This is a genomic window from Cobetia sp. 5-25-4-2 (genome assembly GCF_013374075.1).
GTDB lineage: Bacteria > Pseudomonadota > Gammaproteobacteria > Pseudomonadales > Halomonadaceae > Cobetia > Cobetia marina.
Genome location: NZ_BLWK01000006.1, coordinates 51364 through 78324 on the forward strand (window position 1 = coordinate 51364; position 26961 = coordinate 78324).

Consider the following 26961-nt stretch of genomic DNA (forward strand, 5'->3'; position numbering starts at 1 on the left):
CCATCACGCGGTTGCGCCGCCGTAACCCGATGCCCCGCTTCTCGCAACGCCGCCAGGGGCCACTGCCGGCGGGCACGTCTTACCCTTGCCCCTTTTCCCTTGCCCGTTATCAGCGAGCCGCTTTTCGCCGGCCGCTTTTCGCCGGCCCTTCCCTCGCACTTCTCTTCAGTACCTATCCAGCACCTCTCCAGCGCCTCTCTCCAGCACCTCTCCAGCGACTTTCTTCAATGCCTCCCTTCAGTTCTTCTCAGCAGTTCTTCTCAGCAGTTCTTCTCAGCAGTTCTTCTCAGCAGTTCTTCTCAGCAGTTCTTCTCAGCAGTTCTTCTCAACAGTTCTTCTAAGCAGTTCTTCTCAGCAATTCTTCTCACCAACGCCGGCAGCATGGGCATCGACGTGCGAAAAGTTCCTCGATTCGTGCAAAGTCTGGCGCTGCGCAAAGGTTTTCTGGCATTTCGCAAAACATCGGCCGCCCCTCACAGTGAATAATAATCATTCTTATAAAAGCACTCAGGGAACGCCAACGTGTCACATCCATCCGCGACATCTGCACTGCCACTGTCACGACTGACCCTCGCCATCGCGCTGGCTAGCGCTGCATCTCCCAGCCTGGTGTCGGCTGACGAGACGCGTGAGCTGCAAGCCATGACCATCGTCGGTGAAGCGCAGACCTCCACCACCGAGTTGACCCGTGACTACACGGTCGGCGCCAGCACCCGCGCCAATGGCCTGACGCTGTCACCGCGCGAGACACCGCAGTCGATCAGCTTCCTGACCCGCCAGCAGATGGAGGATGAGGCGCTCACCAGCACCACGGAAGCCGTCAACCGCCTGCCGGGGGTGTCCTCCAATCGTCTCGATGGCACGCGCACCAACTTCCAGTCGCGCGGCTACTCGATCCGCAATTTCCAGTTCGATGGTCAGCAGAGCAACACCAGCAGCTTCTGGCCCTTCGGTGACGCCGAGTGGGACACCGCCATCTATGATCGCGTCGAGGTGATTCGCGGGGCCACCGGCCTGATGACCGGGGTGGGCGACCCCTCCGCCACCGTCAACTTCGTACGCAAGAAGCCGCTGAAGGAAGCCGCCGCCAGCGTGACGGGCGCCGTGGGCAGCTGGGACCGCCGCCGTGGGGTGGTGGATGTCAGCACACCGCTGGATGACGCCGGCAAGGTCGGCGTGCGCTTCGTGGCCGCCAAGGACCGCTCAGAAAGCTTCATGGATGACGTGGAGAATGACCGCGAGACCCTCTACGGCGTGATCGCCGCGGAACTGACACCGGATACCGAACTGAATGTCGGCATCGAATACCAGCGCTACGACCAGGACGGCGCCTATCTGGGCGTGCCGCTCTACTACACCGACGGCTCGCGGACCGATTTCGATCAGTCAGTCGCCAACAATACCGAGTGGGCCCACTTCTTCACCGAGAACACGCGTGGCTTCGCGGACCTGACCCACTACTTCGCCAATGGCTGGAAGGCGACCGCCGCCTACAGCCACGGCGACGCCAATTACGGGCTGACCTACAACTACCGTGGCGGTTACGTCGACCGTGACAACGGCATCCTCTACTACGACACCAACCGCCAGGTGCCCACCAGCTCCTATCTGCTGGACTACCGCGGAGACCGGACCCAGAAGAACCTCAACCTGAGCGCCGAAGGTCCCTTCGAGCTGTTCGGTCGCGAGCATCAGCTGGGCTTCGGCTACATGCAGCTGAAGGAAGAGTACGAGATCTGGAGTCGCACTCCGGCGAGCAGCGTGCCGGCGCTGGGCAGCTTCACCGATCGTGACGACCCGGCGCTGGCCGAACCCGAATGGGGCGAGTGGGGCCTGAGCGATGACACCGAGACCAAGCAGGAAGGCTTCTACGCCGTCACGCGTTTCTCGCTGGCAGACCCCGTGCATCTGATCCTCGGTGCCCGCCTGACGGATTGGGAGATCGACCAGGACTATCGCGGTGAGCGCAGCTATGAGTACAACGACGAGTTCACGCCCTATGCCGGCCTGATCGTCGATATCACCGACAACCTCACCGCCTACACGAGCTACACGCAGATCTTCAACACCCAGAGTGAGCGCGCCCCCGATGGCGCCCTGCTCGATCCGCTGGAAGGCACCAGCTATGAAGCGGGCCTGAAGGCCGAGCTGTTCAATGATCGCGCTGACGTGTCCTTCGCCGTCTTCCGCAGCGAGCAGGACAATCTGGCCGTCGAGATCCCCGGCGTCTATGTCGCGGGCACCACCGATCAGGCCTACACCGAATCCGACGGCGCGGTGGTGGAAGGATTCGAGCTGGAAGTGGCCGGTGAAGTCGCCCCGGGCATCAACCTCTCCGCCAGCTACGCGCTGGTGGATGCCGAGGATTCCGATGGCACCCAGCTCAATACCAGCTATCCACGCCAGCAGGCCAAGGTCTACGCCACCTGGCAGCTGCCCGGTGACTGGTCACGCCTGACCCTGGGTGCCGGCGGCACCTGGCAGGGCGACACCTATCGTGACGCCGATACCCCGACCGGCACCGCCAAGGTCGGTCAGGGCGATGTCTTCCTGGCCAACGCCATGGCGCGCTATCGCATCAATGACCACTTCAGTACCCAGCTCAACGTCTCCAACCTCTTCGATGAGGAGTACTACACCCAGCAAGGCTTCTACAGCCAGTACCTCTATGGTGCGCCGCGCAGTGCCCTGCTGAGCATGACCTACGACTTCTGAGGACAGGCGCGTCATTTCTCATGGCCAGCCTTTCCGATGGCCAGCCTTTCCTCTGGACAGCCTTTCCTCTGGACAGCCTTTCCTCTGGACAGCCTTTCCTCTGGACAGCCCCTCAGGTGCAGGGGCTGTCATCCGCGACCCGATTGAAAAAGGATTCTCCCTTGCGACTCACACGACTTTCCTGCGCCATTGGCCTGGCCATCATGGCCGCCAGTCTCGTGCCTGCCGCCCAGGCACAGGCATCAGCGACGTCTCACGCTGACACCCCCTCCACGGCATCCGCGTCTGACGCCTCACCAGCGGCAGGGCACGCCCAGCACTACCCGATCACCCTCCAGCACGCCTTCGGCACGACGATCATCGAGGAAAAGCCGCAGCGCATCGCCACCGTCGCCTGGGCCAATCAAGAGGTGCCGCTGGCACTCGGCGTGGTACCGGTGGGCTTTCCGCGCCAGGCCTTCGGGGATGACGACGATGACGGCATGATGCCGTGGGTCAAGGCGCGCCTGGAGGAACTTGACGCCGGCGAGTACACGCTGTTCGACGAGGGCGATGGCATCGATTTCGAAGCGGTGGCCGCCAGCCAGCCGGACGTCATCCTGGCGGCCTATTCCGGCATGAGCGAGGCCGACTATCAGACACTGAGCAAGATCGCGCCGGTGGTGGCACGTCCGGGGCCGCGCTGGTCCTCCAGCTGGCGCGACATGATCCGCCACGACAGTGCCGGCATGGGCATGGCCACCGAGGGTGAGGCGCTGATCGAGCGTCTCGAGGCCCGGATCGCCGAGAACATCGCGGATCATCCCGAGATCCAGGGCAAGTCGATCATCGTGATCAGCCACATCGACCCCACCAATCTGAGCCGCATCGCCTTCTACAACGACAACGATGCCCGAGTGCGCTTCTTCCACGAGCTGGGCATGGTCTCGCCGCCATTCGTCAGCGAGACCGCCGTCGAGGGTCGCTTTGCCGGTCAGATCAGCGCCGAGCGCCTCGATGAGCTGGCCGATGTCGATATCGTGCTGACCTACGGTGGCCAGCCGCTGATCGACCGCCTCAACGAGCATCTGCTGACCTCCCGCCTGCCCGCCATCCAGCAGGACGCCGTGGTGCTGCTGGAGAACGGCCCGATGGGCACTGCCGCCAACCCCACACCTCTCTCGATTCCCTGGGTACTTGACGACTATGTTGACCAGCTGTCCGTCGCCGCCCGCAAGGGCGAGTGATCTCACGCCGCTGTCGGCCAGCCGTCAGCGGCGCTGGCTGGGCACCCTGCTGCTATTGCTGGCGCTGTGTGCAAGCCTCGCCCTGTCGGTGGCCTTCGGTGCGCGGGTGACCCACTGGGCCGACATCACGGGGCTGCTGGACGGCTCGCTGGATTCGATGGCCGAGGCCGCCGTGGCCAGCCGCCTGCCGCGCACCCTGCTGGCCATGCTGGCCGGGGCGGCGCTGGGCGTGTCGGGCGCCGTGATGCAGGGCCTGACCCGCAACCCGCTGGCAGACCCGGGGCTGCTTGGCGTCAATGCCGGAGCGGCGCTCGCCGTGGTGATCGGCATCGCCTGGTTCGGCATCCAGCAGGCCAGCGACTATCTGTGGCTGGCCATTCTCGGGGCGGGACTGAGCGCCGTGGTGGTCTATCTGATCGCCAGCCTCGGGCGTGGCGGGGCGACCCCGCTGCGCCTGGCACTCGCCGGGGCCGTCATCTCGGCGGCGCTGAGCTCTCTGAGCACGGCCATCATATTGCCGCGCGCCGACATCGGCGGGCTGATCCAGTCCTGGTTGATCGGCGGTGTCGGCGGCGCGACCTGGGCACAGATCACCCCGGCGCTGCCCTTCCTGCTCAGCGGCCTGCTGATCTGCGGGGTCTCGGCGCGCCGACTCAACCTGCTGGCGCTCGGCGATGACATGGCCAGCGGGCTGGGCGAACGCGTGGCGCGGGTGCGGGTGATGGCGGCACTGGGCGCGATTCTGCTATGTGGTGGCATCACCGCGGTATGTGGCCCCATCGCCTTCGTCGGGCTGGTGGTGCCGCATGTCTGTCGCCTGATGGTGGGCAGCGATTACCGCTGGATTCTGCCGCTCTCGGCGCTGGCCGGCGCCCTGCTGCTGACCTCGGCGGACATTCTCGGACGTCTGATCGCACGCCCCGCCGAACTGGACGTGGGCATCATGACGGCGCTGGTCGGCGCACCGTTCTTCATCTGGATCGTCCGTCGCCACAAGGTGAAATCACTGTGAGCCCTCTCCTGCCTGACGCCTCGTCTGCGACGCATCCCACCTCGCGTGCCACCCTGACGCACCTGCGGCGTGCCCGAAAGCGCCAGCGCCGCCTCACGCTCTGGGGATTGCTGGCCGTGGTGCTCGCCGTCTTCAGCCTAGTCCTGATGCAGGGACAGCGCTTCATTCCCCCACTCACGGTGCTTCAGGTACTGCTGGGCGAGAACGTGCCGGGGGCCAGCTTCATCATCACCGAGCTGCGCCTGCCGCGTGCGCTGGTCGCGATTCTCGCGGGCTGCTGCTTCGGACTGGGCGGCGCCGCCTTCCAGGCCATGCTGCGCAATCCGCTGGCCAGTCCGGACATCATCGGCATCAGTGCCGGCGCCAGCACGGCGGCGGTATTCGCCATCGTGATGCTGTCGCTGAGCGGCACGCTGGTGTCATTGCTGGCGATTGCCGCCTCGCTTGGCGTGGCGCTGCTGATCTACACCCTCTCCTGGCGCAAGGGGGTGGCCGGGGCACGGCTGATACTGGTCGGTATCGGACTGGGCGCCATGCTGCAGAGCATCACCGCCTATCTGCTGACGCAGGCGCCCAGCTGGTCATTGCAGGAAGCGCTGCGCTGGATGACCGGCAGCCTCAACAGCATCACCCTGAGTCAGCTACCACCACTTGCCGTGGCACTGGGCCTGCTGGGCAGCTTGCTGCTGATGATGAGTCGGCATCTGGACGTCATGCGCATGGGCGATGACATGGCCAGCGGTCTCGGCGTACGGCTCTCGCTCACGCGCTTCATCATCATTCTCTCGGCGGTCGGGCTGGTCGCCTGCGCCACGGCGGTGGTCGGCCCGGTGGCCTTCGTCGCCTTCGTCAGCGGGCCCATCGCGACGCGCCTGTTCCGGCGACGCGGCTCCATGCTGATCCCGGCCGCCCTGATCGGGGCATTGTTGATGCTGGTCGCCGACTTCATCGGCCAGTTCCTGCTGCCTGCGCGCTATCCGGTGGGCGTGGTGACAGGCGTGCTGGGCGCACCGGTGCTGCTGTTGCTGCTGATGCGGGAACATCAGGGGCCCGGCCCCTCAGGGCGCAGACAACGACGCGGCAGACAGCCGACGCCGCCATCTTCCTCCTTTGCCCCTCACCGCCCGTCATCTCAGCGAGTCGTTTCCTCATGACCCACCCTTCCCTATGCGTGAATGGCCTGACGGCAGGCTATGCCGAACGACCGGTGCTCGAGTCGATAGACCTCGACATCGCTCCGGGCGAGATCACCGTGATCGTCGGCGCCAATGCCTGCGGCAAATCCACCCTGCTGCGCACGCTCTCGCGCCTGCTGCCTCCCTCGCGGGGCGAGGTGCTGCTGGATGGCAAGTCGATCCACCGCCTGCCGGCACGCCAACTGGCCCGCCAACTAGGGCTGCTGTCCCAGTCACCGATCGCCCCGGAAGGCATCACGGTGCTGGATCTTGTCAGCCGCGGGCGGCATCCGCATCAAGGGTTGTTCCAGCGCTGGACGCGTGACGATGACACCGCGGTGCTGGCAGCCCTCAACGCCACCGACACCGCCGCACTCGCCGAACGCGCGGTGGATGAACTCTCCGGCGGCCAGCGTCAGCGTGTCTGGATTGCCATGGCGCTCGCCCAGCAGACGGACATTCTGCTGCTGGATGAGCCCACCACCTTCCTCGACATCAATCATCAGGTGGAAGTGCTCGACCTGCTGACGGACCTCAACCACGCTCGCGGCACCACCATCGTGATGGTGCTGCATGAACTGAACCTGGCCGCACGTTACGCGGATGTGCTGATCGCCATGTCAGACGGCCAGATTCATGCCAGCGGCCCGCCCGAGCAGATACTCACACGCGAGATGGTCAAGGAGGTGTTCGGGCTGGAAAGCCACATCACCCCGGACCCCGTCACCGGCAAGCCGATGATGGTGCCCGTCGGGCGTCATGGGATGAAAGCCGCAAGGAACGAAGCCATGTCGAGCTGATCACGCTGTTGGATAGGCCAGAGCACATTCAATGCAACACAGTCCACATGAGACATCAGAATCGATATCACTGAACAAGGGGCCGCCATGGCCCCTTGTTCAGCGCTTCATATGATGACTCTCTCGCGACTAGATATGCGACGACTCACTCAGACTCTTGATAACCAGACTACCCAGCTGACGGGTGTTGTGCGGATTGCCGTTGCCATTGACCAGCGGCAGATTCAGTTGTCTTGCCAATTCACGCAGCACTGGCTGAACAGGGCTCACTGCCTGCATCCCCTGACCATCATCGCGCTCGACTTCGATGCTGCCGTTCTCAAGTTCGCGAACAAGACAAGATGCGAACATGACTTCACGCACGGCTTTCAGCTCGCTGCGTGGCTTCGTAGTCTTGGCCAGTCGAGACAACGAGATGCTCTGTTTGCCTGCGCGTTCCGGTGACATCAACGACCTTGCCTCTTCCACTGTGGCATCCAGCAACTTCTCGATCTGCATCTCTTCCGTATTGATACGCAGGATGATGATGCGCTCCACTTCCTCCAGCGAGCGGGGATTGAAAGCAACATGGCCTCCACCGCCCATCATCGCAGTGGTCTTGACCGAGATTCGCTCACCGTCACCGCTTACCACGTCATAGCCACGCTGGTTCACCTCGGTCGCCATCTGACCATTGGTGATCAATGCAGCGTAAAGTTCACCAATGCGTCCGCAAAGATGACGTAGCTCGGTCGGCGGCACGTCCCAGCTCAGTTCTCGCTCGAACCAGGCCATCGCCTCACCCAAGGATTGGATGATCTGCATCTGTGAAAGTGCCATACATACCTACCAAGTAAAGTTAATACAGGATGACATATAATTCATACATTAACTTTCTATAAAACAAGAACTGCCAAGCAAAACCAAGCAATAAATACACGCATGCTTTGCCATGCAAACCCATTACTATCAATAGCTTACTTAAAGCACTAACATCAAAGATAAAAGTTGACCTTGAATCTTAAAGCGACATTAAGTGACGCTATTTATTGTGACACTCTTAACTCGACCTACTTCATCAAGTATGGCGACTCCATCAATTAATATTTTACCACCTTTATCATTAAAAGCGTCATCCATTGACTTGGTTATCTTAAACTTCTCGTCTTGATCAATATTACTATTTGTATTAAACGAAACTACTCTTTCTTCTCGGTCGAGATAAATCTTCCCGTAGCCAGTCAAAATGTTAAATTTAGTTACATTACAAGGTTCAAGAACAAGGGATTCTCTACGATCCTTAGATAAATAGGCTAGTGTTTCTAGATCCATCCTCACGATAGGGCCTTTAGGTCTCTCAATATTAATATAAACATCACTATTATTTCTAATTGGCCTATGCATATCTATGAGGGGCCCCCGCAAACTATCTTCAAATCTATCCACAGTCGGTTCTATTCGCTTACACATTCTCTTTACGTAAGGTGTTTCTGGCGCAACATTCTTACCCATCGCCTTATTTAGCGAATATTTAATAAAATCATAAACTGCGGCGGCAGCAACACTATAACCTATGTTTGCTACAACAGGATTATCAAGAACTATTATTATCTCATCTACAAAGCTACCCTTTTTGGCTGCCCGACGATATAATTTGGCTCCCTTTAGTGCGGTTGCTCTATGAATGACCTCTTCATTTGCAAGCATATGAATTGATATAGCTATGACTCGACAGAAACCAATTAATGAAGTAGTACCATCGTATAACTCACTTAAGCCATCATCGAAAACACCACCCTCATATCTAGACCGCAACTTAATTTCCAAATCAATCTCCTCGCTGCCTATCAGTATAAAAATCAGTATCTCGCATAACTCTATATGAACTTCACTTATCACGAATCATAAGCAAAATCTAACCTAGCATATATATCATATCATCCCGTATAAAAACTCACCGTGGTGCAAAATTTTAGCGGGCTCACCATAACAGTGCATTCCTCATTAGATAAATTTTTCTCTGAATAGACTAATGTCATGTATACCATTGTTTTTAAAAGAAAAAACTTGCTAGGCACGCTTCCTGCTAGACACTCACCGAGGCACCGATAGGCATACAACAATCGAAAATCTACACCAATGGAGCGCTAGGGTTCCGGTGACTGGCTGATAGCCGTCACGACTGGTCCGAGAGCACTCGACCTCCAAGCTGGGGGTTACACGGCGGGACAAAAGCCCGGGAGACGCAACGCCTGAAAAGGTCGGCGCCTCTCACTTTTTCCGCCGGAGATAACGACAATGACCCAGCCCACTCGCCTTTCCCCGTCTACGACTTACCTCTCGGATGCTTGCGCTCAGGCGCCATCCGCTGCTGTCGCATCTGATTCCCCGGCGGCATCCGCCGTATCCAGCAAGACCTCCAGACGTGCTGCGCTGGCCGGCGCCCTGCTGCTTGGCGCATCGCTGAGCCCACAGGCCATGGCGCAGGATTCCTTCAGCGTATGCTGGTCGGTGTATGCCGGCTGGATGCCGTGGGAATACGCGGATACCCAGGGCATCGTCGACAAGTGGGCCAAGAAGTACGACATCAATATCGATGTGGTACAGGTCAACGATTACGTCGAGTCCATCAATCAGTACACCTCCGGCAATGTCGATGGCTGCGCCATGACCAACATGGACGCCCTCACCCTCCCCGCCGCCAGCAGTGTCGATTCCACCGCGCTGATTCTGGGCGACTACTCCGATGGCAATGATGGCGTGATGGTACGCGACGGCGATTCCATCGAGTCCCTGAAGGGGCGTGAGGTCAATCTGGTGCAGTTCAGTGTCTCCCACTACCTGCTGGCACGTGCGCTGGACAGCGTCGGCATGAGCGAGCGCGATCTCACCACCACCAATACCGGCGATGCCGACATCGTGGCGCTGGCCAGCAACACCGATACCCAGGCGGTGGTGACCTGGAACCCCCAGCTGGCCACGCTCAAGGACATGCCCGGCTACACCGAAGTCTTCAATTCCAGTGACATCCCCGGCGAGATTCTCGACCTGATGGTCGTCAATACCCAGACCCTGAAGGACAACCCGGACTTCGGCCACGCGCTGGTCGGCGCCTGGTATGAGGTGATGGAGAAGATGAAGGCCGGTGACGAAGCCGCGCTCTCCCAGATGGCCGATGCCGCCGGCACCGACCTCGCCGGCTATCAGGCCCAGCTGGCCGCGACCCACATGTACTACACCCCCGCCGAGGCCGTGGCCGCCTTCAATGCGCCGAGCCTCAAGGACACCATGCAGCACATCGCCGACTTCAGCTTCGCGCAGGGGCTGCTGGGCGAAGGCGCGCCGGATGCCGGCTTCATCGGCATCGAGACGCCTGCCGGCGTCGTCGGCGATGAAGGCAACGTGATGCTGCGCTTCGACCCGAGCTATACCGCCGCACTGGCCGACAGCCAGTAACGCCACGCGGTGGATGCCGCACACCAGCCGCAGGAAAGCTGTCTCTGTGGCTGGTGAACCGACCGCCTCCCTCGACCGCACCTCTCGTTCGCACCCGTGGAGCCCGCGCATGAAACGCCTGATCAATCTGACACCCTCCCGTGGTGGCCGCTGGCTGCTCGGTGGCCTGCCCTTCGCGCTGCTGGCCATCCTCTACATCGTGCAGTCCAACCAGCGACTGCTCGACAACCCCAACGACCGCCTGCTGCCGTCCTTCGCGTCCATGGGCGAGTCCTTCGCCAAGCTGGCCACCGAGGTCAACGTGCGCACCGGCGATCTGCCGCTGTGGACCGACACCTTCGCCAGCCTCGAACGCCTGCTGGCCGGCGTGCTGATCAGTGCGCTGATCGGCCTGAGCGTCGGCCTGCTCACCGGCGGCCTGCCGCTGCTGCGCGCCAAGCTGTCCCCGCTGATCACCGTGCTGTCCCTGATTCCGCCGATGGCGATCCTGCCGATCCTGTTCATCGCCTTCGGGACGGGTGAGTTGGCCAAGATCGCGCTGATCGTCATCGGCATCACGCCCTTCCTGATTCGCGACCTGCAGAATCAGGCCCTGCGCCTGCCCGATGAGCAGCTGATCAAGGCCCAGACCCTGGGCGCCAGCTCCTGGCAGGTGCTGACCCGCGTGCTGCTGCCCCAGCTGACCCCGCGCCTTCTGAGCGCCACGCGTCTGGCACTCGGCAGCGCCTGGCTGTTCCTGATCGCCGCGGAAGCCATCGCCGCCCAGGACGGCCTCGGCTATCGCATCTTCCTGGTGCGCCGCTATCTGGCGATGGACGTCATCCTGCCCTACGTGGCCTGGATCACGCTGCTGGCCTTTCTGCTCGACCGTCTGCTGGTGCTCGTCTCGACCCGCGCCTTCCCCTGGTACCACGCTGAGGAGAGCCAATCATGAGCCTGATCCACGCCAAGGGTCTCGAGAAGCATTACGGCCAGCAGGTCGTGCTGGAACGCATGAACCTGACCGTCGAGGCCGGGGAATTCATTACCCTGGTCGGCGCCTCCGGTTGCGGCAAGACCACCTTCCTCAAGCTGCTGCTGGGCACCGAGGGCGTCTCGCGCGGTGAGCTGCTGCTGGACGGCAAGCCCATCCCCGGCGAGCCGGGCCCGGACCGCGGCATCGTCTTTCAGAAGTATTCCGTCTTCCCGCATCTCACGGTGCTCGGCAACGTGATCATGGCCGAGGAACTGGCGCGCGCCCCGCTGACCGGCAAGCTGTTCGGGGCCAAGCGTCGCGAGGCACGCGTCGCCGCCGAGAAACGCCTGGAAGAAGTCGGCCTGTCCCACGCGCTGGACAAGTACCCGCATGAGCTGTCCGGCGGCATGCAGCAGCGCCTCGCCATCGCCCAGGCGCTGATGATGAAGCCGCGCATCCTCTTGCTGGATGAGCCCTTCGGCGCACTGGACCCGGGCATCCGCAAGGACATGCATCAGCTCATCCTGCGCCTGTGGGAAGAGCAGCAACTGACCATCTTCATGATCACCCACGACCTCAAGGAAGCGTTCGAGCTGGGCTCGCGCGTCTGGGTGTTCGACAAGGTGCGTGTCGACCCGCAGGCCCCGCAGGCCTATGGCTCGACCATCACCTACGACCTGCCCACCGAGCGCAGCAAGGCCAAGGCGTCGTCTCAGCAGCCGGGCGCTCACCAGCCGGGCTCTGTCCAGACGGGCGCTGTCCAGACGGGCGCTGACCAGCCGACGCTCGCGCACGAAACGCTGACGACGCCAGCCCACTCCGTTTCCCAAGCCACTCTCACCGGAGGCCAAATCAATGAACATACCGCTTGATGCCGCGACCACCGCCCGCGCCAGCTTCACCGCGAAGTATCAGACCCATCTGCCCGGCGGCCATCACTGGTCGATGCGCATGCCGCGTGGCAGCGCACTCAAGCTGACCGCCCGCGAGGCCAACGCCAATGTCGGTCTGGTGATGTACAACCCGCTGGATCTGCTTGAGCGCCTCAATCTGCCGGACACCCTCAAGGGTCAGCACACCTTTCGCCTCACCGAAGGGCACTGCCTGTATTCCGACATGGGCCGCATCTTCGCCTCCATCATCCAGGATGATCTCGGCTGGCATGACAGCGCCAGCGGCAACCTGATGGAGCAGCACTTCGCCGCCAAGGGCTGGCACAAGAAGGCTTACCAGCAGGCCTTCAATGACTTCACGCCCACCGGTCACGACAGCCTGCTGATCGAGATGGCCAAGTACGGCCTGAGCGAGCGCGACCTGTGCGCCAACCTCAACCTGTTCTCCCGCGTGCGCGCCGATGAAGACGCCAACCTGCACTACGTCACCGACCACTGCGCCGCCGGCGACAGCGTCACCCTGCGCTTCGAGATGGACACCCTCGTCCTGCTGCACACCTGTCCGCATCCGCTGGACCCCGCCGAGGAATATCCGCTGCGCGGCGTGGACATGACCTTCGGCACCGCGACACCGATGGATGAGCACGACGCCTGCTATCTGTCGCGCCCCGAGAATGCCCGCGCCTACGCCAACAATCAGCTCTATCACCTGGCGGGCTGAGGCGCCCCCCGACAGCAGACGGACGCCACGCCGACGGGCCTAGTGGCAACTGGAAACGACGCCCTCGATGACAAGGACAAAGGACAATCCCATGTGCACCTCGACGCTTGAACACCCCCATGCCCACACCCCGGCCACGACGGACGACGCCCCGCTGAGCTACGCAGACCCGGCACAGCAGCCGCGCGAGCTTGAGCGCACCGTCGAGGCCGGCGATCACTTCATCGGGCTGGTGCGCGCTGGTCAGCACCTGCGCATCACTGACTTGCACGGCAATCAGGCCGCCGACACCCTGTTCTTCTCGGCCGACGACACCGCCGAGCGCTACAGCGCGATGGACACCGTGCGCGAGCAGGGCAAGGTCTACCTGACCACCGGCAGCGTGCTGTATTCCACCCGTGGCCGTGCGCTGCTGACCATCACCGGCGATACCTGTGGCCGTCATGACACCCTGGGCGGCGCCTGTTCCAGCGAGTCCAACACCGTGCGTTACGACCTGGAGAAGCGCCACATGCACTCCTGTCGTGACAACTGGATGCTGGCCATCGCCCGCTACCCGAAGTACGACCTGACCAAGCGCGACATCGGCCACAACATCAACTTCTTCATGAACGTGCCGGTCACCGCCGATGGCGGCCTGAGCTTCGAGGACGGCCTGTCCGCCCCGGGCAAGTACGTCGAGATGGTCGCCGAACGTGACGTCTACGTGCTGCTCTCCAACTGCCCGCAGCTCAACAACCCCTGCAACGGCTTCGACCCGACACCGGTCGCCATCCGCATCAGCGACTCGCCACTGAGCTGAACCGCTGAGCTGAACCGCCGAGCTGACAGCGACGCTTTCGAACACGCATACGACAAGAAACGGCCGAGCCACCCCTGACGATGTCATCTATCTTGCATCACTCGTCAACCCCCAAGGCTCTGCCCGGCTACCGGACGACCGGCAGCTCACAGTTTGAAGGCGGGACGACCCGCCGCCGGAAGGATGACTCCGTCATGTTCCATAAGGTCCTGATTGCCAACCGTGGCGCCATCGCCACCCGAATCCAGCGCACGCTGCGTGCCCTCGGTGTCCAGAGCGTCGCCGTCTACGCAGAAGCCGATCGTGAATCCCCCTTCGTGCGCGAGGCCGATGACGCCTACAGCCTCGGCGAAGGTGCCGCCGCCGACACCTATCTCGACATCGACAAGCTGATCACCATCGCCCGCGAGAGTGGCGCCCAGGCCGTGCACCCGGGCTACGGTTTCCTGTCCGAGAACACCCGCTTCATCCAGGCCTGTGACGCCGCCGGCCTGGTCTTCCTCGGCCCGACCGTCGAGCAGATCCACGCCTTCGGCCTCAAGCACGAGGCGCGCACCATCGCCGAGAACGCCGGCGTGCCGTTGGTACCCGGTACCGGCCTGCTGGACAACGTCGAGAGCGCACTGAGCGAGGCCGCCCGTATCGGCTATCCGGTGATGCTCAAGTCCACCGCCGGCGGCGGCGGCATCGGCATGCAGGTGTGTGAGGATGACGCCTCCCTCAGTCGCGCCTTCGATTCGGTCAAGGGCCTGGGCGAGCGCAACTTCGGTGATGGTGGCGTCTTCCTCGAGGCGTACATCGCCCGCGCCCGTCACCTGGAAGTGCAGCTGTTCGGGGATGGCGAAGGCACGGTAATCGCGCTGGGCGAGCGCGACTGCTCCAGTCAGCGCCGCCACCAGAAGGTCATCGAGGAATGCCCGGCACCTAACCTGCCCGAGCGCGTTCGCGACGACATGATCGCCACCGCCATCCGCCTGGGCGAAGCCGTCAATTACCGCAGCGCCGGTACCGTCGAATTCATCTATGACGCCGAGCGTCAGGCCTTCTACTTCCTGGAGGTCAACACGCGCCTGCAGGTCGAGCACGGTGTCACGGAGCTTGTGTGGGGCGTGGACATCGTCGCCTGGATGCTCAAGCTGGGCGCCGGTGAGCTGGACGATCTCGCAACGCTGGCCGCACCGCTGTCCCCCAAGGGTCACGCCATGCAGGCACGCGTCTATGCCGAGAATCCGCAGCACGATTTCCGCCCTTCCAGCGGCCTGCTCACCGAGGTGGAGTTCGCCAATGACGCCGTGACCGCCGCCCTCGCCGATGACAGCCAGCTGCGGGTGGATCACTCCATCGAGGCCGGCTTCGAGGTCCCCGCGTGGTTCGACCCGATGCTGGCCAAGGTGATGGTGCACGCCCCGACCCGCGAGCAGGCACGCGGCGATCTCTCCAGGGCACTGGCCGCCTCTCGCCTCTACGGCATCGAGACCAACCGCCAGTGGCTGTCGCACCTGCTGGAAGACCCGCGCTTCTGCAATGTCGAGATCTACACCCGCTGGCTGGAAGGTCTCGAGTGGGCCGCACCGACCTTTGAAGTGATCGTCCCCGGTACCCTGACCACCGTGCAGGACATGCCGGGTCGCCAGGGGCACTGGGATGTGGGCGTGCCGCCCTCCGGCCCCTTCGATGACTACGCCTTCCGTCTCGGCAATGCGCTGCTGGGCAACGCGGCCGATGCCGCAGGTCTCGAGATCACCCTCAATGGCCCGACGCTGCACTTCCACCGCGCCACGCGCGTGGTGCTGGCCGGTGCGCCGCTGCCCGCCACGCTGTCCGTTTCAGCACCTGTAGCCGGCTCCGATGACACCGCGTCTCACGATCTTGCCCTGTGGCAGGTGCATGAGATCGCCGCTGGCAGCACCCTGAGCCTGGGCAAGGTCGCTGCCGGCGCGCGCAGCTATCTGCTGATCGCCGGGGGCATCGACTGCCCGCAGTATCTGGGCTCGCGCGCGACCTTCACCTTGGGCCAGTTCGGCGGCCATGCCGGACGTGCCCTGCGCAGTGGCGACACCCTGCCGCTGGCTGATCTCGCCGAGTGCCCCCAGCCCGCCCTGACCCGGCTGCCCGAGGCGCTGATCCCGCAGGGCGCTAGCATTATCGATAATGCGCAAGGCAAGACCTCAGGTCGCGAATGGCAGATCGCCGTGCTCTACGGCCCGCACGGTGCGCCTGACTTCTTCACCGAAGACGACATCAGCACCTTCTTCGGCCACCGCTGGGAGGTGCACTACAACTCCAGCCGTACCGGCGTGCGTCTGATCGGCCCGCGTCCGCAGTGGGCGCGTGCCGACGGCGGCGAGGCCGGTCTGCATCCCTCCAATATCCACGACAACGCCTACGCCTTCGGCACCATCGACTTCACCGGCGACATGCCAGTCATCCTCGGCCCGGACGGCCCGTCGCTGGGCGGTTTCGTGTGTCCGGCCACCGTGGTGCGCGCGGAACGCTGGAAGCTGGGCCAGCTGGCCGCCGGTGACCGCATCCGTTTCGTCGCGCTGACTCTGGAGGAAGCTCGCGCCATCGAGGTGCAGCAGGACGCCGTGATCGCCGCCCTCGCCAGTGGCAAGCTCGACGCACTGGAGTCACCTCTGGCGGCGACCAGCACCACGCTGAGCGCCATCGCCGAGCAACGTCCGCGTCCGGACGACTCCCCAGTACTCAAGCGCCTGAGCGCCGAGCAAGGCGGCGAGCAGATCGTCTATCGCCGCGCCGGGGATGACTTCCTGCTGATCGAATTCGGCCAGATGGAGCTGGATATCGCGCTGCGCTTCCGCGCCCACGCCTGGATGCTGTGGCTCAAGGAGCATCCGCTGCCCGGCCTGATGGAGATGACACCGGGCATCCGCTCGCTGCAGCTGCATTACGACCCGCGCAAGCTTGCCCTCGCCACGCTGATGACCCACCTCGAACAGGCGGAAGTCGCGCTCAAGGATGTCGAGGACATCGAGATCGAGGCGCGCACCGTGCACCTGCCGCTGTCCTGGGATGACCCGGCGTGTCAGCAGGCCATCGACAAGTACCAGCGCTCGGTGCGCCCGGACGCCCCCTGGTGCCCGAGCAACCTGGAATTCATTCGCCGCATCAATGGCCTCGCCGATGAGGCGGCGGTGCGCGAGACGGTACTCAACGCCCGCTATCTGGTGATGGGCCTCGGCGATGTCTATCTCGGCGCGCCGGTGGCCACCCCGCTGGACCCGCGCCAGCGCCTGGTGACCACCAAGTACAACCCGGCACGCACCTGGACCGCGGAGAACTCGGTGGGCATCGGCGGCGCCTATCTGTGCGTCTATGGTATGGAAGGTCCGGGCGGCTATCAGTTCGTCGGCCGCACGCTGCAGATGTGGAATCGCTATCGCCGCACCGAACACTTCACCAGCCCGTGGCTGCTGCGCGTGTTCGATCAACTGCGCTTCCACCCGGTCAGCCATGAGGCGCTTGAGCAGATCCGTCGTGATCACCCTCAGGGGCGTTACGACCTGAAGATCGAGAAGACCCGCTTCCGCCTCGCCGATTATCAGGCGCAGATCGCCGAGCATCAGGCCGAGACCGATGCCTTCCGTGAACGCCGTCAGGCCGCCTTCCAGCAGGAAATCGACGACTGGCATGCACGCGGCCAGTTCACCTTCGAGGATCAGATCAACGAGGTGCAGGAAGCCGACAGCCTGAGCGATGACGAGCTGGGCATCGAGACGCCGGTCACCGGCAGCCTGTGGAAGCTGGAGGTCGCCGAGGGCGATCTCGTCGAGGCCGGCCAGGTGGTGGCGCTGGTCGAGTCGATGAAGATGGAAGTCGAGATTCGCACCCATACCGCAGGCCGTGTCGTTCGCCTGCCGATCAAGGAAGGCAGCGGCGTCGCCCCCGGCCAGCCGCTGATCGTGCTGTCGACCGCCGTGGAAGCCACTGATCCAGCTGATGCCAGCGCACCAGACAACGCCCAATCGACCCTGTCCTCCGAGGAGACGCTGTGATGATGACCCATACCCCGCACAACCTGAGCATCACGGCGCTGAGCAAGGCCTATCAGGCCGGAGAGCTGACGCCACGCCAGCTGGTGAATGAACTGCTGGCCGCGCAGCCCGAACAAGACGCCGCCTGGATCACCCGCCTGAGCGCAGATCAGCTGGAACCCTATCTGGCGCGTCTGGACGACGTGGCGCCCGAGTCACTGCCGCTCTACGGCATCCCCTTCGCGATCAAGGACAACATCGATCTCGCCGGCGTGACCACTACCGCCGGTTGCCCGGAATTCGCCTACACGCCAGACGATGACGCCTTCGTGGTCAAGCAGCTGATCGCGGTCGGTGCCATCCCGATGGGCAAGACCAATCTGGATCAGTTCGCCACCGGTCTGGTCGGCGAGCGCGCCCTGGCGGTGTACGGTACCCCGGCGAATGCCTTCGACCCCGCCTATGTGCCGGGCGGCTCCAGCAGTGGCTCCGCCGTCGTCACCGCCCAGGGGCAGGTCAGCTTCGCGCTGGGCACGGACACGGCGGGCTCCGGGCGTGTGCCGGCCTGTTTCAACAATCTGGTGGGCGTGAAGCCGACCCTCGGCCTGCTCAGCGCGGGCGGTGTGGTGCCGGCCTGCGCCACCCTGGATACCATCTCGATCTTCGCACTCGGCTGCGATGATGCCGCGCGGGTGTTGTCCGTCACCGCACAGTTCGATGCCGACAACCGCTGGGCGCGCGAGCACGACTTCGCCGTGCATGGCCAGACCTACGGCCTCCTGCCGGATCTCGCCGGCCTGCGCATCGGCGTGCCGCCGCGTACCCAGTGGCATACCGATGCCGATTACAGCGGCTACATGGAAGCGGCGATGCGTCAGTGCAAGGCATCAGGGGCCGAGCTGGTCGAGCTGGATTGCAGCCCGCTGCTGGCCGCCGCGCGCCTGCTGTATGAAGGCCCGTGGGTGGCGGAGCGCTATCACGCGGTGCGCGAGCTGATCGAGCGCAACCCCGAGGCACTGCATCCTGTCACGCGCGAGATCACCCTCGGCGGCGCCACGCCGCTGGCCGTGGATGCCTTCGATGCCCGCTATCAGCTGGCCGAATACCGCCGTCAGGCCGATGCCCTGCTCGCGCAGGTGGACGTGATGCTGGCCCCGACCACGCCGCGTCTGCCGACCAAGGCGGAGCTGGCCGAGGCACCGATCGCGGTCAATTCGGAACTGGGCACCTGGACCAACTTCATGAACCTGCTGGATCTGAGCGCACTGGCCGTACCGGTCGGCTTCAATAGCCAAGGCCTGCCCGGCGGTGTGACGCTGTTCGCGCCCGCCTTTGAAGACCTGCAACTGCTGAGCATCGCGCGGCTGCTCGAGAAGGAATTCTCGCTGCCACTGGGGGCCAGCGCCGTTGCCCGTCCCCAGGCACGCCTCGCCGACAGCGATCTGCCGATGGCGAAGAATGGCCGGCTCGAGATCGCGGTCTGCGGTGCGCATCTCACTGACATGCCGCTCAATCACCAGCTCACCCAGCGCGATGCCCGCCTGGTCGCCCGTACTCACAGCGCCCCCCGCTACCGCCTCTATCAACTGGATGACGCCACACCCGCCAAACCGGCCATGCTGCGCGCGCCAGAGGGCGGCACCAGCATCGCGCTGGAAGTCTGGTCACTGCCCATCGCCAGTGTCGGCAGCTTCCTCGCCGGCATCCCCTTCCCGTTGGGACTGGGCCAGATCGAACTCGAGGACGGCCGCTGGGTCGCGGGCTTCATCTGCTCGGTCACCGCTGACAGCGGCGTGCCGATGACGGACATCAGCGAGTACGGCGGCTGGAAGGCGTGGATGGAGCGCGGGTGATCCGCACTCGCTGACAACCTCTCGTCGAAGCTGGATGCCAGACACGCAAAAGCCGCTACCGGATGACCGGTAGCGGCTTTTTTCATGCACTCGTCAGATCAGGCAGCGCCCGAATCATGAAGCACCTGTTGCTCGAGGTGTCTGTCTCTCGAAGTACTTGTGTCTCGCAGTGCTTGTGTCTCGCAGTGCTTGTGTCCCGAAGTGCTTGTCGCTCAGGGCGCTTATTGCTCGAGGCTCTTGAGCAGCAGTTCCGCGACGCCTTCAGAGGACATCGGGTTCTGACCGGTAATGATCAGCCCATCCTGGATGGCGTAGGAGGTGAAGTCGTCCTTCTTCTCATAGATGCCGCCCTTCTGCTGCAGCGCCTCTTCCACCAGGAACGGCACGACGTCAGTGAGGCCGACACCCTCTTCTTCGCCGTTGGTGAAACCGGTGACATGCACGCCATCCACGAAGGGAGTGCCATCCGGCTTGCGGGCATTCAGCAGCACGGCCGGGGCGTGGCAGACAGAGCTGACCGGCTTGCCGGCCGCGTGGAACTGCTCGATCAGACGGATGGAATCGGCGTCGTTGGTCAGATCCCACAGCGGGCCGTGGCCACCCGGGTAGAAGATGGCATCGAAGTCCTCGACCTTCATGTCTGCCAGTACGGCGGTGGTGGCGAGGTCCTGCTGAGCGGCAGTGTCCTTGTCGAAGCGGCGAGTGGCATCCGTCTGGAAGTCCTCGCCCTGGCTTGCCGGGTCCAGCGGCGGCTGACCGCCCTTGGGAGACGCGAGTGTCACCTCGACACCGGCATCCTTCAGCAGGTAGTAGGGAGCCGCCAGCTCTTCCAGCCAGAAGCCTGTCTTCTTGCCCGTGTCACCCAGCGTATCGTGGGATGTCACTACCACCAGAACCTTGCTCATGATGCTCTCCTTTACGCGCGGGATAGCCCGCAACGGTCACTTCACGAAATTTGTCGGCGAGGTGATGCTCGCCCTGTGTGGAATCAAGCTTACGGCTCACGTCACCATCGTCATAATCGATAGTCCAGATAGCCACTATCGCTCATACAAATAGCTGTCCTGCGAAAGCGTGCTCAGCGAAGGCGGAAGCCCGCTGTCGAGCGAACCGGCTCACCAGGTCGGCACCAGGTGCACTTCGCGGATATTGGCACGCGGTGAGGCACTGATGGCGTAGAGCACGGCATCCGCCACATCCTGCGGGTCCAGCTTGTCCGGCTTGGGCTCATCGAAGAAGGCGGTGTTGACCATGCCCGGCGTGATGGTGGTGCAGCGGCCTTGCCATTCGGCCATTTCCATCGCCAGATTCTGGCCGAAACCGTAGGCGAACCACTTGCTGGCGCTGTAGATGGAGCCCGCATGATTGGCGCGCCCGGCCACGGAACTGGTAAGGATGAAGTGGCCCTTGCGCTCTCTCAGATGCGGCAGGGTCGCGTGGGCGGTCCACAGCAGCGCATTGATGTTGATGTCGACGACTCGCTTCCACTCCTCGGGATCGCCGTTCTCGGTGCCAGCCTGGCTGACGCCGGTACCGGCATTGGCGAACGCCACATCCAGATGGCCATGATGGGCGACGGCCTGTTCGACGACCTTGGCGAGCTGATCGTAGTCCGTCGCATCCGCGGCGATCGCCAGCACCTTGTCGCTGCCCAGCTCCTCGACAAGCGCATCGAGCCGCTCCTTGCGGCGGGCGGTCACGACGACCTTGTGCCCGGCCTTCACCAGAGTGCGCGCGGTGGCTTCACCGATACCGCTGGAGGCACCGGTGATCAGAATGATCTTTTGCCCTTCGGCTTGCATCTGCTTCACATCACTCATGGATCGCTCCTGTGGGTCGCATTGATCTCTCGCCGTGTCCTTGAGACCACCCTACCGCCTGAGCCTCCCATCGTGATAATCGATAGTCCGGATAGCTGCTATCATCCAGACAAATAGTGCTCACTCGCCCGAGTGCAGCCGAGACACTCCGCCTGCTCTGGTAGTCATCATGAAGCTCAATTACGACCTCAACCTCCTGCGCACCTTTCATGCGCTGTATCTCGAGCAGAACGTCACGCGCGCCGGCGAGCGTCTGCACCTGAGTCAGCCCTCGGTGAGCGCGGCGCTGTCGAAACTGCGCGAACTGTTCAATGACCCGCTGTTCATTCGTAATCGCCAGCGCATGCGCCCCACCGAGAAGGCCGACCATCTGTTCCCGACCATCGAGGCGGCGCTGACCGACCTCGATGGCCTGATCAACAGCGAGCGGCACTTCGACCACACCACCGAGAGCCGTCATTTCGAGATCGCCGCCAACGACTACTTCGAGGTGCTGATCCTGCCGCAACTGGCGACGATCCTGCGTGAGCAGGCCCCCGGCATCACGCTGCAGGTACGCAGACTGTCACAGGACATGAGCGAGGCTGGCGTGATGAGCGGCACGACGGATCTCGCCTTCGGGCGTCAGGTCGACCCGCCCGAGAATCTGGTGGTGCGTGAGGTGATCACCGAAGGCATCGACTGCCTGGTGGGCAATGGCCATCCCCTGCTGGAGCGGCTGGATGGCGAGGGCCGCATGACCAAGGCGGATTTCGAGCACCACGCCCATGTGCTGGTTCAACCGCATGCCCGCCTGAAAAGCGGCATCTTCAAGCAGCTTGAGGGTCAGGGGCTGAAGCGCGAGGTAGCGCTGGCCGTCACCTACTTCATGGCCGTGCCTTCCCTGCTGGAACGCTCGCCGTTGATCGCGAGCCTGCCCACCGGGCTATGCCAGCATTTCTGTCGTCAGTTCGCCGTCACCCTCGTGCCGCCACCCGTGGCCTTCGCCTCCTTCCCCTTCCATCTGAGCTGGCATCGCCGCTATCAGAAGGACCCGGCGCACCGCTGGATCAGGGAGCAGATCATCGCGTGTTGTCAGCGTCTGGCAGAGGATCAGAAGGTGCTGTCCTGAGCCACTGGTACGCATACGCAAGCCCCCGGAAACGAAAACGGCCCCTCACCATCCAGTGAGGGGCCGTTCTTTTCATGCCACAGGTCATGCCACAGGTCATGCCACAGGATTCAGCAGGCGAGCATCAGGCCTGCTCGGCCGCCAAGGCAGCACGATGGGCGTGCAGCTTCTGGTAGCTTTCGATCAGACGCAGGTGGCGATCCAACCCTTCCAGCTGCATGTTGGTGGGCTCCAGACCATGGAAGCGCACCTCACCCTGCACGGAGCCGACCACGGCAGCGATGGTGTCTTCACCGAACATGCGGCGGAAGTTGTAGAGGTAGTCCTCAAGCTCCAGCTCATCGTCGAGGGTGATCTCCAGCACCGCCTTCATGGCCTGATAATAGAGGCCGCGCACGACGGTGTTGTCGTTGTACTGCAGGAACATCTCGACACGATCCAGCGCGTCCTCGTGCTGACCCAGCGCGAGATTGATCATCAGTTTCAGCTCGAGAATCGTCAGCTGGCCCCAGATGGTGTTCTCGTCGAACTCGATGCCGATCAGCGTCTTGATGTCCATGTGCTCATCAAGCTGGCTCTCTTCGAGACGCTCGCCCAGGTCCGCCAGCTGATCGTCATCGAGACGATGCAGATTGAGGATGTCCTCGCGGTAATCCAGCGCCATGTTGGTGTTGTCCCACACCAGGTCCTCGACTGGATAGACCTCGGAATAGCCCGGCACCAGGATACGACACACCGGCGCGCCGAGGTCCTCGTGCACCGCCATGTACGATTCCTTGCCGATCTCATCGAGGATACCGAACAGGTTGGCGACCTCTTCTTCATTGCTGCCGGAGAAGTCCCACTCGACGAACTCGATGTCGGTCTTCGAGCTGAAGAAACGCCAGGAGACGAGACCTGATGAGTCGATGAAGTGCTCGACGAAGTTGTTCGGCTCGGACACGGCCAGCGAGTTGAAGGTGGGCGGCATGAAGTCGTTGAGCCCCTCGAAGCTGCGGCCTTGCATCAGCTCGGTCAGGCTGCGCTCGATGGCAACCTCAAAGCTCGGATGCGCGCCGAAGGAGGCGAAGACACCGCCGGTCTTCGGGTTCATCAAGGTCACGCAGGCCACCGGGAACTGGCCGCCCAGCGAGGCGTCCTTGACCAGAATCGGGAAGCCCTGGGCTTCCAGTGCCTCGATGCCCTCGACGATTTCCGGGTACTTGGCCAGCACCTCCTGCGGCACGTCCGGCAGGGTCAGTTCCTGCTCGAGAATCTCGCGCTTCACGGCACGCTCGAAGATCTCGGACAGGCACTGCACCTGGGCTTCCGGCAAGGTGTTGCCGGCGCTCATGCCGTTGCTGAGGTACAGGTTCTCGATCAGGTTGGACGGGAAATAGATCGTCTCGCCATCCGAGCGACGAGTGAACGGCAGAGACACGATGCCACGATCCGCACGCCCGGAATTGGTGTCGATCAGATTGGAGCCACCCAGCTCGCCGTCCGGATTGAAGATCTCCAGGCAGTAATCGTCCAGCACGCCTTCCGGGATCTCGTCGTTCGGGCCCGGCTGGAACCACTTCTCGTTCGGGTAATGCACGAAATCGCTGTCAGCGATGGCTTCGCCGAAGAACTGGTCGTTGTAGAAGAAGTTGCAGCTCAGACGCTCGATGAACTCGCCCAGCGCCGAGCACAGCGCGCTCTCCTTGGTCGAGCCCTTGCCGTTGGTGAAGCACATCGGCGAGGCGGCATCACGAATGTGCAGCGACCAGACGTGGGGCACGATGTTGCGCCAGGAGGCGATCTCGATCTTCATGCCGAGATCATTCAGAAGGCCCGTCATGTTGGCGATGGTCTGCTCCAGCGGCAGGTCCTTGCCCTCGATCCAGGTGCTCTGTCCTTCCGGCGGCTCCGCCATCAGCAGGGCCTGGGCGTCCTCGTCGAGGTTGTCGACCGTCTCGATCTCGAAGCCCGGGCCGGTCTGGACGACCTTCTTCACCGTGCAACGCTCGATGGAGCGCAGGATGCCCTGGCGATCCTTGTCGGACAGCTCTTCCGGCAGCTCCACCTGGATCTTGAAGATCTGGTTGTAGCGGTTTTCCGGGTCGACGATGTTGTTCTGCGACAGGCGGATGTTCTCGGTCGGGATGTTGCGCGCCACACAGTACACCTTCACGAAGTACGCCGCGCACAGCGCCGAGGACGCCAGGAAGTAGTCGAACGGGCTCGGCGCCGACCCATCGCCCTTGTAGCGGATGGGCTGATCGGTGATGACCGTGAAGTCGTCGAATTTCGCCTCGAGCCTCAGGTTGTCGAGAAAGTTGACCTTGATTTCCATGAACGATGCACCGCTGTGAAGAGTATGGGCGCCAGCACGCCGGAGGCGGCTACGCGATGGGCGCCATTATCCAGATTTTGGGGGCCTGCGTCGCGGGTGAGACGAAAAGCGGAAGACTTGCGCCCTCCTGCTGTCGCCAGCCGCTGAGGGAGGCCGGCGGATCTTCTTCACTTCCTGAAACATCCGGTGCAATCGCCGCCACTTTCTTGACGGTACGGGGATTGTCACCTATTGGTTAATTTATACGCATAAATACAATAATTGATGCATTGCCATGTTCCGCCCCCTGTCGTTGTCCACGACAGGTCACAACACCCCCCACCAACCACAATAAAGGGGTATGCAATGATGAAGCGCTTCACGACCCGCAAGGTCGCCATCTACGGCAGCATGCTGTTCGGGTTTTTCATGCTCGAGAGCCCGATGATCCTGATGGCCAACAAGATCGAGCCCATGGTGATGGGTATCCCGTTCTTCCTCGTCTGGAACCTGGTGTGGTGGGGCTTCCTGACCGCCGTGTTCCTGTATGCCTACCTGACCAACTGGGGTAGCGCCAAGGCCCCTTCCACCGGCGGCAAGCGCTGAGGAGCTCATCATGACGGGAAGTATCTTGATCATCGCGGCCTTCATGATCATCCCCTTGATCGTCGGGCTCGTGTCCGCGCGAAAGTCCCAGACGACAAGTGAAGATTTCTTCGTTCAAGGGCGGGCCATGGGCAGCATTGCCGTGTTCTTCACGGTGGCGGCCACCTGGTGGAGCGCCTTTGCCTTCCTCGGTTCCAACGCCACCTTCTATACCAGTGGCCCCATCTATCTCACCGCGCTGGCGTGGAACCTGCTCTTCGGCTTCATGTACTACTGGGTGGGCAAGCGTGTCTGGTATCTCGGCAAGCGCTTCGACTACCTGACGCCGTCAGACCTGATGGGCGACTTCTACAACAGTGAAGCGCTGAGAATTCTCGTCGCCGTCATCACGCTGATCTTCACCGTGCCGTATCTGCAGATCCAGCTGACCGGCGGTGCCTACCTGATCGAGGTCGCCTCCGGTGGCGTCGTGCCCTTCTGGTTGGCCGCGCTGCTGTTCTACTTCATCATCATCGTCTATGTGTGGGTCGGCGGGATCCGCGCCATCGCCTGGACCGATGTGATCTACGGGGCGCTGCTGTTCTTCGGCATGATGTATGCGGGCTATTACATCGCCGGCCAGGCAGGTGGCCCGACCAGCATGTTCGCGCAGCTTGCCAGCGACTCGCCCGCGCACCTGACCCTGCCGGGGCCGAATGGCAACATGGGCTACTCCATGTGGTTCTCGCTATTCGTGATCGTCGCCATCGGCGCCTTCATGGGCCCCCAGATCTGGCTGCGCATGTATTCGGTGAAAAGCGGCAAGCTGTTCGGCTTGATGCCCTTCCTGCTGGGGCTCGCCGCCTTCGCCTACTTCGGCTCGGTACTGACGGGCTATACCGGGGTACTGCTGGAGCCGGGCCTGGAGAATGCTGACCAGATTCTGCCCGTCATGCTGATGAACTATGCGCCGTACCTGCTGGCCTCGCTAATCATGGCGGCTGGCGCGGCAGCGGCGATGTCCACGGCCAACTCCCAGATCCATGCGGTATCGACCGTCGTCACCATGGATATCTACAAGCGCTACGTGAACCCGCAGGCGAATCAGGAACGCATCGTCCATATCGGGCGCCTGTCCCTGGTGGGCTTCTCTCTCGCGGCCTACATCCTGGCCCTGACCGTTCCGGGACTGCTGGTCACCATCGGCATCGCGGCACTGGCGGGTACCGCTCAGCTGATCGTGCCGACACTGGGCGCCATCACCTGGCGCAAGGCCCACCCGCAAGCGGCCTTCTGGGGCCTGAGCCTGGGCATCGTGACCGTCCTGTGGCTGTCCTACGGCGCCAGTGTCAGCAACCCGCTTGGCCTGCATGCCGGCATCTGGGGCCTGATTCTCAATGCGTCAGCCTTCGTGATCCTCAGCCTCGCCCTGCAGCGCAAGGATGCCGAGGTGGTGGAACGCTTCGCCCAGGCGCGTCGGGATTACACCGCCGAGTATCACCCGGAGCAGCTGGAAGACGCCGAGGCTGGTCCATCTCGGGTGATCGAAGCCCTCTGACCAGAACAA

20 protein-coding genes and 1 riboswitch are annotated in these 26961 nt (G+C 62.7%); of the genes, 15 read left to right on the plus strand and 5 right to left on the minus strand.

Features of this window, described 5'->3' with window-relative positions; translation table 11 throughout:
• Positions 1-522 precede the first annotated feature (522 nt).
• The 5 genes from HXS65_RS12960 to HXS65_RS12980 all read left to right on the plus strand — a co-directional run bounded on the left by HXS65_RS12960 (position 523) and on the right by HXS65_RS12980 (position 6928).
• Positions 523-2715, plus strand: coding sequence for a TonB-dependent siderophore receptor (locus HXS65_RS12960; RefSeq protein ID WP_176494073.1), 2193 nt, complete (start codon positions 523-525; stop codon positions 2713-2715).
• 161 nt (positions 2716-2876) lie between these two features.
• Positions 2877-3941 (plus strand): iron-siderophore ABC transporter substrate-binding protein, encoded by a 1065-nt coding sequence (locus HXS65_RS12965; RefSeq protein WP_255304512.1) that lies wholly within the window; start codon positions 2877-2879, stop codon positions 3939-3941.
• Entirely contained in the window at positions 3901-4953 is a 1053-nt protein-coding gene (locus HXS65_RS12970) for an iron ABC transporter permease (protein WP_176494214.1), read from the plus strand. The genes HXS65_RS12965 and HXS65_RS12970 overlap by 41 nt, the downstream gene beginning before the upstream one ends.
• Positions 4950-6107, plus strand: a complete 1158-nt coding sequence (locus HXS65_RS12975; RefSeq protein WP_255304514.1) for an iron chelate uptake ABC transporter family permease subunit — start codon at positions 4950-4952, stop codon at positions 6105-6107. The genes HXS65_RS12970 and HXS65_RS12975 overlap by 4 nt, the downstream gene beginning before the upstream one ends.
• Positions 6104-6928 (plus strand): ABC transporter ATP-binding protein, encoded by an 825-nt coding sequence (locus tag HXS65_RS12980; RefSeq protein ID WP_176494074.1) that lies wholly within the window; start codon positions 6104-6106, stop codon positions 6926-6928. The genes HXS65_RS12975 and HXS65_RS12980 overlap by 4 nt, the downstream gene beginning before the upstream one ends.
• A gap of 129 nt (positions 6929-7057) precedes the next feature.
• Here the strand turns inward: HXS65_RS12980 and HXS65_RS12985 are convergent, their stop codons facing one another.
• Complete coding sequence (locus tag HXS65_RS12985; protein WP_218015084.1) at positions 7058-7732, minus strand: DUF6998 domain-containing protein; 675 nt, start codon at positions 7730-7732, stop codon at positions 7058-7060.
• 207 nt (positions 7733-7939) lie between these two features.
• The gene (locus tag HXS65_RS12990) at positions 7940-8734 is read right to left on the minus strand and encodes a hypothetical protein (RefSeq protein WP_176494076.1); all 795 of its coding nucleotides are present in this window, start codon (positions 8732-8734) and stop codon (positions 7940-7942) included.
• Positions 8735-9043: 309 nt separating this feature from the next.
• Positions 9044-9152, plus strand: a riboswitch (guanidine-I (ykkC/yxkD leader).
• Positions 9153-9205: 53 nt separating this feature from the next.
• On the opposite strand from HXS65_RS12990, the gene HXS65_RS12995 reads away from it, so the two are divergent.
• From HXS65_RS12995 to atzF, 7 genes are all read left to right on the plus strand, one after another.
• Positions 9206-10363 (plus strand): putative urea ABC transporter substrate-binding protein, encoded by a 1158-nt coding sequence (locus HXS65_RS12995; protein WP_218015085.1) that lies wholly within the window; start codon positions 9206-9208, stop codon positions 10361-10363.
• A 109-nt stretch (positions 10364-10472) separates the two neighbouring features.
• Complete coding sequence (locus tag HXS65_RS13000; protein WP_077371317.1) at positions 10473-11297, plus strand: ABC transporter permease; 825 nt, start codon at positions 10473-10475, stop codon at positions 11295-11297.
• Entirely contained in the window at positions 11294-12190 is an 897-nt protein-coding gene (locus HXS65_RS13005) for an ABC transporter ATP-binding protein (RefSeq protein WP_176494077.1), read from the plus strand. The genes HXS65_RS13000 and HXS65_RS13005 overlap by 4 nt, the downstream gene beginning before the upstream one ends.
• Complete coding sequence (locus HXS65_RS13010; RefSeq protein ID WP_176494078.1) at positions 12174-12932, plus strand: urea amidolyase associated protein UAAP1; 759 nt, start codon at positions 12174-12176, stop codon at positions 12930-12932. The genes HXS65_RS13005 and HXS65_RS13010 overlap by 17 nt, the downstream gene beginning before the upstream one ends.
• A 91-nt stretch (positions 12933-13023) precedes the next feature.
• Positions 13024-13734 (plus strand): urea amidolyase associated protein UAAP2, encoded by a 711-nt coding sequence (locus HXS65_RS13015; protein ID WP_176494079.1) that lies wholly within the window; start codon positions 13024-13026, stop codon positions 13732-13734.
• 194 nt (positions 13735-13928) lie between these two features.
• Positions 13929-17750 carry an urea carboxylase gene (uca, locus tag HXS65_RS13020; RefSeq protein WP_176494080.1) on the plus strand — a complete coding sequence of 1274 codons (3822 nt, stop codon included), beginning with the start codon at positions 13929-13931 and terminating at the stop codon, positions 17748-17750.
• Positions 17750-19582, plus strand: a complete 1833-nt coding sequence (gene atzF / locus HXS65_RS13025; RefSeq protein WP_255304515.1) for an allophanate hydrolase — start codon at positions 17750-17752, stop codon at positions 19580-19582. The genes uca and atzF overlap by 1 nt, the downstream gene beginning before the upstream one ends.
• A 221-nt stretch (positions 19583-19803) precedes the next feature.
• Here atzF and HXS65_RS13030 read toward each other — a convergent pair whose 3' ends face one another.
• Both HXS65_RS13030 and HXS65_RS13035 read right to left on the minus strand, forming a co-directional pair.
• The gene (locus tag HXS65_RS13030) at positions 19804-20487 is read right to left on the minus strand and encodes a type 1 glutamine amidotransferase domain-containing protein (RefSeq protein WP_176494081.1); all 684 of its coding nucleotides are present in this window, start codon (positions 20485-20487) and stop codon (positions 19804-19806) included.
• A 210-nt stretch (positions 20488-20697) separates the two neighbouring features.
• A complete protein-coding gene (locus HXS65_RS13035) occupies positions 20698-21402 on the minus strand; it encodes an SDR family oxidoreductase (RefSeq protein WP_240704314.1) in 705 nt (234 codons plus the stop codon).
• 169 nt (positions 21403-21571) lie between these two features.
• Here HXS65_RS13035 and HXS65_RS13040 point away from each other — a divergent pair, with 169 nt between their 5' ends.
• Positions 21572-22513: a LysR substrate-binding domain-containing protein gene (locus HXS65_RS13040; RefSeq protein WP_176494082.1), complete on the plus strand. Its 942-nt coding sequence runs from the start codon at positions 21572-21574 to the stop codon at positions 22511-22513.
• A 124-nt stretch (positions 22514-22637) separates the two neighbouring features.
• On the opposite strand, the gene HXS65_RS13045 is transcribed toward HXS65_RS13040, so the two are convergent.
• Positions 22638-24830, minus strand: a complete 2193-nt coding sequence (locus tag HXS65_RS13045) for an OsmC domain/YcaO domain-containing protein (RefSeq protein WP_176494083.1) — start codon at positions 24828-24830, stop codon at positions 22638-22640.
• 345 nt (positions 24831-25175) lie between these two features.
• On the opposite strand from HXS65_RS13045, the gene HXS65_RS13050 reads away from it, so the two are divergent.
• A complete protein-coding gene (locus HXS65_RS13050) occupies positions 25176-25415 on the plus strand; it encodes a hypothetical protein (protein ID WP_077371300.1) in 240 nt (79 codons plus the stop codon).
• A gap of 10 nt (positions 25416-25425) precedes the next feature.
• Complete coding sequence (locus tag HXS65_RS13055) at positions 25426-26952, plus strand: sodium:solute symporter family protein (protein ID WP_176494084.1); 1527 nt, start codon at positions 25426-25428, stop codon at positions 26950-26952.
• The last annotated feature ends 9 nt before the right edge of the window (positions 26953-26961 follow it).

Bases quoted from the DNA above. Each gene is read 5' to 3' on its own strand.
- HXS65_RS12970 (WP_176494214.1), top strand. From the start codon at position 3,901: ATGTTGACCAGCTGTCCGTCGCCGCCCGCAAGGGCGAGTGATCTCACG.
- HXS65_RS12980 (WP_176494074.1), top strand. From the start codon at position 6,104: ATGACCCACCCTTCCCTATGCGTGAATGGCCTGACGGCAGGCTATGCC.
- HXS65_RS12985 (WP_218015084.1), bottom strand. From the start codon at position 7,732: ATGCAGATCATCCAATCCTTGGGTGAGGCGATGGCCTGGTTCGAGCGA.
- HXS65_RS12995 (WP_218015085.1), top strand. From the start codon at position 9,206: ATGACCCAGCCCACTCGCCTTTCCCCGTCTACGACTTACCTCTCGGAT.
- HXS65_RS13000 (WP_077371317.1), top strand. From the start codon at position 10,473: ATGAAACGCCTGATCAATCTGACACCCTCCCGTGGTGGCCGCTGGCTG.
- HXS65_RS13005 (WP_176494077.1), top strand. From the start codon at position 11,294: ATGAGCCTGATCCACGCCAAGGGTCTCGAGAAGCATTACGGCCAGCAG.
- HXS65_RS13010 (WP_176494078.1), top strand. From the start codon at position 12,174: ATGAACATACCGCTTGATGCCGCGACCACCGCCCGCGCCAGCTTCACC.
- HXS65_RS13015 (WP_176494079.1), top strand. From the start codon at position 13,024: ATGTGCACCTCGACGCTTGAACACCCCCATGCCCACACCCCGGCCACG.
- uca (WP_176494080.1), top strand. From the start codon at position 13,929: ATGTTCCATAAGGTCCTGATTGCCAACCGTGGCGCCATCGCCACCCGA.
- atzF (WP_255304515.1), top strand. From the start codon at position 17,750: ATGATGACCCATACCCCGCACAACCTGAGCATCACGGCGCTGAGCAAG.
- HXS65_RS13030 (WP_176494081.1), bottom strand. From the start codon at position 20,487: ATGAGCAAGGTTCTGGTGGTAGTGACATCCCACGATACGCTGGGTGAC.
- HXS65_RS13035 (WP_240704314.1), bottom strand. From the start codon at position 21,402: ATGAGTGATGTGAAGCAGATGCAAGCCGAAGGGCAAAAGATCATTCTG.
- HXS65_RS13040 (WP_176494082.1), top strand. From the start codon at position 21,572: ATGAAGCTCAATTACGACCTCAACCTCCTGCGCACCTTTCATGCGCTG.
- HXS65_RS13045 (WP_176494083.1), bottom strand. From the start codon at position 24,830: ATGGAAATCAAGGTCAACTTTCTCGACAACCTGAGGCTCGAGGCGAAA.
- HXS65_RS13050 (WP_077371300.1), top strand. From the start codon at position 25,176: ATGATGAAGCGCTTCACGACCCGCAAGGTCGCCATCTACGGCAGCATG.
- HXS65_RS13055 (WP_176494084.1), top strand. From the start codon at position 25,426: ATGACGGGAAGTATCTTGATCATCGCGGCCTTCATGATCATCCCCTTG.